Raw genomic sequence first — 5810 nt, forward strand, 5'->3', positions numbered from 1 at the left:
GTGCCTGCCCCAACCGAAAAGCCCCGGAGCGCTTTTGCGCTCCGGGGCTTTTCGGTTGGCTTGCGGGTCCAGGGGGTGCATACCCCCTGGCGGGGTCAAGGGGCGGAGCCCCTTGCGGGGTCCGGGGGCGGGGCCCCCGGATTCCCTCGCAGGCGCGCGCTAGGGCTTCTTGAAGCCGAAGTCGTGCAGCACTTTCTGTCCGGCGGGGCTCATGACGTAGTCCACAAAGGCCTTGGCCTTGGGGTTCTTGCTCGCGGCCACCACGGCGATGGGGTAGGTAACGGCCGTGGTGGTGGGCACTTCGCTGACGAGCTTCACCTTGGCTCCGGCGATCTTGGCATCGGTGGCGAACACGAAGCCAGCGTCCACTTCGCCGCGGGTGATGTAGTCGAGGGTCTGGCGCACGGACTCGCCGGGCACGAGCTTGGGCTGCATGGCCTCCCACAGCTTGGCGCCGGTCAGGGCTTCCTTGGTGTAGCGGCCGGCGGGCACGGTTTCCGGGTTGCCCAGGGCGATGCGTTTCACGGCGGGCAGGGCCAGGTCGGCGAGGGACTTCACGGCGACCTTGCTATCCGCGGGCTGGATGAGCACCAGGGCGTTCTTCACGAAATCGATCCGGGTGGCGGGCACGATGAGGTTCTTGGCTGCGGCCTGGTCCATGGTCTTTTCGTCGGCGGAGGCGAAGACATCGACGGGCGCGCCGTTTTCAATCTGGCGCAGCAGCGGGCCGGACGCGGCGAAGTTGGTGATGACGGTGGTGCCGGGGTTGGCCTTTTCAAAGTCGGCCTTGATGACCTTGAAGGCGTCGGTGAGGCTGGCGGCGGCGGAGACCGTGAGGTCCGCCGCGGAGGCCAGCGCCGGAGAAAGGCAGAGGGCCAGGGCCAGGATGAGACTTTTGAGGGGCTTTGGGCTGCGCATGATGTCCTCCGGGGGTTGAGCGGGTTTCAGGCGGCTTGGCAGCAACTGTTGGGTCTGATGAGTGCGGTTTCTGCGACGGATAGCACTTTTGCCGCTACGTGTTCTAGCTTGCCGCTTGCATAGCGCAACGTGAAGCAATGCGCATGCCAGACACCGTTTTTACTGTTTTCGTGACACACTATCTTGCGGCATGTGAACCGTGCATTATCATATTGGACGGAGACATTGGCGACGATGCAATACGAGAGCGCCAAAGGCACGGGTTTGAGTGTTTGCGTGTGAGCAAATTGCTTTGTGCAAACAATAGGCATCTTCAAAAATGCGCCTTGGATACAAAAACGTAGGCGCGGGCGTTGGCCGCAAATGCTCAAGGCAAGAAATAGTGTGTGATTATAGCTGAATCTCAGCGGCACGGGACTTGAAGTCCTGTTCTGAAAAGGGGGGCCTATGCCGAACTCAATCCTGATCCTTTTCGTGTTGGCCGTTGCGTTGCTTGCACTGCTCGATGTTGTGCTGGGCCAGGTGCGCCCCGGACACTTCGGCTTCGAGGGCGGCCTGGAGCGCATCAGCTTCGTGGAATTCCTCACCCGGCCTTTGCCCATCTTCCTGTTCGGCATAGGTGTGGCCATGGTGCCCGCCCGGCCGGTGGTCGGCGCGCTGCTGCTGCTTGGCGCGGCCGTGCTGTATGCGGCCGGACGGCAGGGCCGTTGCCGCAAGCCCGGAGACTGCGCGGAGGCCTCGTGAGCGCTCCCGAGGCGGTGTGTGCCTCTGATGTCCCCGCAGCGGAGGGAGCCAGTGTGGCCTTCCGGCCCATCGGCATACTGCGCTCGCCGCACAAGGAGCTGAAGGGCATGCCCATCCAGCCCGTGGGCGCGCGCGGCGTGGCCGGGCACATCGAGGTGACCCCGGAGTACGCGGCCGGGCTCAAAGACCTTGCGGGCTTCTCCCACGTCATCATCTTGTATCACCTGCACCGCGCCAAGGGTTTCGACCTGCTGGTGAAGCCCTTTCTGGACACCGACGACCACGGCGTGTTCGCAACGCGTTCGCCCAAGCGGCCCAACGCCATCGGCCTCTCCGTGCTGGAGCTGGCGGGCGTGGACGAGGGCGAGGGGCTGGTGCGGCTGCTCAACGTGGATGTGCTGGACGGCACGCCCGTGCTGGACATCAAACCCTATGTGCCCGCCTTTGATTCCTGGCAGGCCGAGCGCATCGGCTGGTTTGCGGGCAAGGTGGAGGCGGCGGACAGTTGCCGCGCCGACGGGCGTTTTCTGTAGACGGCATCAGCCGGGGAGGGCGCATGGCGAGTTTTGTTCTGGTGCATGGCGCGTTTCAGGGCGGCTGGGTCTGGCAGCGCGTGGCCGAGGCCCTGGCCGAGCGCGGGCACACGGCCTACCGGCCCAGCCTGAGCGGCTGCGGCCACCACCGGCACCGGCCCGACGTGGGCGCGGGGCTGGCCGCGCACATCCGCGACATCGCGCAGTTCATCGCCGACGAGGGGCTCATCGACGTGGTGCTGGTGGGCAACAGCTACGCGGGCCTGGTGTGCTGCGGCGTGGCCGAGGTGCTGCCTGAGGCCGTGTCGCGGCTGGTGCTGGTGGATGGCATCCTGCCCGTTGCGGGCAAATCTTTTGTGGAGCTTGGCGGCGAGTCCTTTGAGCGCCTGGTGCTGGAGCACGTGGAGCAGGGCGGCACAGTGCGCCCCTGGCCCCTGCCGGCCTTCGGCGTTGGTCCGGAATCGGCCGCGTGGTTCCAGGAGCGCCTGGGGCCCTTCCCCCTTGGAGCCTTCATCGAAATCTATCCCGGCAGCGGGGCGGTTCCCACGCAGCAACGGGCCTTCATCAGCTGTCTGCCCGTGAAGAACCCCATGCTGCGGGCCATGGCCGCCCGGGCCGAAGCCGAGGGCTACGAAACCCACGCCCTGATGAGCGGGCACTGCGCCCCGGCCAGCGCGCCCCTGGAGCTGGCGGCCCTGCTGCACCGGCTGGCCAAGGGCATGGCCGCCCCGGCCACTCCGGCGCACCTGCCCCAGCTGGACCGCAGGCTCCTTGAGGACATGCGCCTGCAACTGCACCTGACCTGCCGCCGCCTGGCCGGATGCGGCGAGGAGCCCTCAAGCGCCGCGCAGTCCGCCGGGTCCAAGGCCTGCGGCGGTTAGCGCAGGCGTGCGACGCGTGAAAGCGCCGGACCGGGAAGGTTTCCTGGTCCGGCGCTTTTTTTGCGTGTGGCCGCCTAGACTTGAATGACCTTGGCCGCAGCGCCCAGGCTGGTCACCACGTCGAGCATGTTGGTGGTGTCGCCGATGCGCTTCTTCTCCATGAGGCCGAAGAAGCCCAGGCAAGTGCCGCAGACCAGGATGCTGACGCCGTTCCTGGCAAGGGCCTCCAGCTTCTCCAGGCAGGGGTGGCCCACGCAGGCCAGCTTCACACCGCCGTTCACCAGCACGACGCGCCAGAGGCTCGGCCCCAGCTCCGGCAGGGTGGCCAGGAAGTTCAGCATCAGCTTGCCGCCCAGCTCGTCGTCGCCCTTGCCCAAAACCTCGGCCGTGATGAAGGCCACGGTCTTGCCCTGGGCCTCGCCCTGGGGGGCCGGGCCTGGCTCGGGCGCGGCCACGGGTGCGGAGGCGTCGCGGCTGGCGGTGAGGGTCCAGGTGTTCATATCCTGGGTGGAGGCCACGGCATAGCCCTTGCCGGAAAGCAGGCGCGAAACGTTCTCCAGCGCGCCGGGGTCGTCCAGCAGTACGGTGAGGGCCAGGGGCGCGTCTTTCTCCAGGCAGTCGATGCAGCGCAGGACCGGGCCGGGACAGGCCAGACCCCGGCAGTCCAGGGTGGGGGTGCTCATATATTGCTCCTTCGGATTTCAGGAATCGTAAGGTTCGATTGCTCGCCCGGCATGATGCCTAGCGTTTCAAGGACTAGCGGCAGCGGCAGGCGCTGTCAATGATTGCGCCAAGGAGCAGGGCCGGGCACGGAACGACCGGCGCGGCGAACGCAAAAAAGCCGGGACAGGGCGAACCCCATCCCGGCGGAGGATCGTAAGCGAGCCGCGTGGGAGCTACTTCAGCAGTTCCGCCAGCTTCTTCACCACGGCAAAGGCGTCGGCCACGTAGAGCACGTCGGCCTTGCCCTGGGCCCAGCCGCAGTTGGCGTCCAGGTTGATGGCCCGGCGTTCGCCGATGAAGCGCCAGCCCACGACATGGGGCTCCTCGCCGTGGCAGCAGGTGGCCAGACCCTTGGCGTGGCGCGGGGTGGAGCCGGTCTGCCCCACCTGGTGCATGTGCGTCAGGAAGGGCAGGGCCGCGCCTTCGCCGCTCTGGTCCACCAGGGACTTGGAGCTGCCGAGCGACGCCTGGGTGGCCCCGAGCAGGCCCAGGATGAGCGAGCTGGCGTCCTCCAGGTGCTTCTGGCCGTCGGGCTGGGTCTTGCCCCAGCCAGCGCCGGCCACCACGAGCAGCTTGGCGTCCGGGCGGATGGTCTGGGCATCGGCCGCAGGGGCGATGACGCCGGTGACCGTGGTGCGGGTGGCGACGCTGGCGCTGACCGCTTCCACGCTGGCCGAGCCTGCGCCTTCAAAGGCCGCGAAGCAGCCGGAATCGACGGTGACCAGCCAGGGCCGGGCGTCGCGCTCGATCTTGCCGAGCATGCGCTGGCGGTAGAACCAGCGGGTGGCCACAATTTTGCCGCCAGCGGCTTCAAGGCCGGTCAGGCGGGTATCGACCGCAGCGCCCAGGCGCTGGGCAACGCCAGCGGCCACGCGGCTGGCGCGGCTGGTGGAGGGCATGACGATGAGTTCCGCTCCGGCCGCTTTCGCAATGGCCTCGCAGGCGGCGGCGTCGGAGCCGTAGCGCGCGGTGGCGAAGTCCGCCCCGGCCACGCCGTAAAACTTGGCCGCGCCGCAAGCGGCGATCTGGTCGGCGGCCTTCTGGACCTCGGCCCCGTAGAGGCCCACATGCAGTTCGCCGCCAAGATTTTTCGCGGCGGTCAGGGCCTCGCAGGCGGCCTTGCCCAGGCTGCCGTCAGCTTCCGTATGCGCAAGGAAAAGCACTTTCATGTCTGTCGCTCCTTCCCGGCCCTAGGCCCGGATCCAGTCCGCCAGCTCGCGGGCGATGTCGTCCACCGGGGCGTCCTTGACGATGCGCGTGTCGCGGCGCTGGCTGGGGACCTCCACGCTCTGGTACTTGAGGCCCTCGCCCTTCAGCGGCGACGGCGTGGCCTTGGCCAGGGCGGGCATGATGAGCCGCATGTTCTGCATGCCCACCTGGGGATTGTTCGGGGGTTCCGGCAGGTTGCCCGTGGCCCAGCCCAGCAGCGCGGGCGCGGCCTGGCAGGAGGACTTCTGGTAGCAGCCGCCCTCGATGCGCTCGAGCACGGTGAAGCTGCCGTCCTCGGCCAGAACGAGCTCGTCCACGCCCTGGAACTGGTCAGTGATGCCAAGCATCTCGCCCACCATCTGGAGCACGGCGCCCGTGCCGCGAGAGGCCGACTGCCAGCCGCCGAAGACCAGCAGCTTGCTCTTGTCCAGGCCGGGGATTTTCTCAACCGCGCCCGCAAGGGCCTTGGCCGTCTCGGCAGCGTCGGTGAAGCCGCCCGCGGGGCCGTCCAGCACCACGATCTCGAACGGCACCTTCTGGGCCACGTTCATCATCACCTGCTGCAACTTGGCCTTGGGGCCCAGGGCCACCAGGTAGACCTTGCCCTCGACCTTCTTGGCCAGGTTGGCGGCCTCGTACAAGGCGTGGCCAGCCCAGGGGTCGAGCACGGCGGGCAGCATCAGCTCGTTCTTAAGCGCCGGACCGTTGGGCCCGGCGATGGGCTCCAGGGTCTGCAACGGGTCGGGCACGATGGACCCGAGCACCACGATCTGCAATCCTTTCATGGATACTCCTTCAGGGA

Annotated in this window: 7 protein-coding genes; 3 read left to right on the top strand and 4 right to left on the bottom strand. The window is 67.5% G+C overall.

Annotation, left to right across the window (positions count from 1 at the left end):
* Positions 1 to 159: 159 nt before the first annotated feature.
* A complete protein-coding gene (gene modA, locus VN419_RS06135; protein WP_325645532.1) occupies positions 160 to 918 on the bottom strand; it encodes a molybdate ABC transporter substrate-binding protein in 759 nt (252 codons plus the stop codon).
* 447 nt (positions 919 to 1365) lie between these two features.
* Between modA and VN419_RS06140 the strand changes: the two genes are divergently transcribed.
* The 3 genes from VN419_RS06140 to VN419_RS06150 are packed head-to-tail and all read left to right on the top strand — an operon-like array spanning position 1366 to position 3076.
* Positions 1366 to 1662 (top strand): hypothetical protein, encoded by a 297-nt coding sequence (locus VN419_RS06140; protein ID WP_325645534.1) that lies wholly within the window; start codon positions 1366 to 1368, stop codon positions 1660 to 1662.
* A 53-nt stretch (positions 1663 to 1715) separates the two neighbouring features.
* Positions 1716 to 2195 (top strand): tRNA (N6-threonylcarbamoyladenosine(37)-N6)-methyltransferase TrmO, encoded by a 480-nt coding sequence (gene tsaA, locus VN419_RS06145; RefSeq protein WP_325645536.1) that lies wholly within the window; start codon positions 1716 to 1718, stop codon positions 2193 to 2195.
* 23 nt (positions 2196 to 2218) lie between these two features.
* Positions 2219 to 3076 carry an alpha/beta fold hydrolase gene (locus VN419_RS06150; RefSeq protein WP_325645538.1) on the top strand — a complete coding sequence of 286 codons (858 nt, stop codon included), beginning with the start codon at positions 2219 to 2221 and terminating at the stop codon, positions 3074 to 3076.
* 74 nt (positions 3077 to 3150) lie between these two features.
* Here VN419_RS06150 and yedF read toward each other — a convergent pair whose 3' ends face one another.
* From yedF to VN419_RS06165, 3 genes are all read right to left on the bottom strand, one after another.
* Entirely contained in the window at positions 3151 to 3759 is a 609-nt protein-coding gene (gene yedF / locus VN419_RS06155; RefSeq protein ID WP_325645540.1) for a sulfurtransferase-like selenium metabolism protein YedF, read from the bottom strand.
* Between the two features lie 213 nt (positions 3760 to 3972).
* The gene (locus VN419_RS06160) at positions 3973 to 4968 is read right to left on the bottom strand and encodes an electron transfer flavoprotein subunit alpha (RefSeq protein WP_325645542.1); all 996 of its coding nucleotides are present in this window, start codon (positions 4966 to 4968) and stop codon (positions 3973 to 3975) included.
* A 21-nt stretch (positions 4969 to 4989) separates the two neighbouring features.
* Entirely contained in the window at positions 4990 to 5793 is an 804-nt protein-coding gene (locus VN419_RS06165; RefSeq protein ID WP_325645544.1) for an electron transfer flavoprotein subunit beta, read from the bottom strand.
* Between the last annotated feature and the right edge of the window lie 17 nt (positions 5794 to 5810).

Source organism: Humidesulfovibrio sp. (assembly GCF_035560995.1).
Lineage (GTDB): Bacteria > Desulfobacterota > Desulfovibrionia > Desulfovibrionales > Desulfovibrionaceae > Humidesulfovibrio.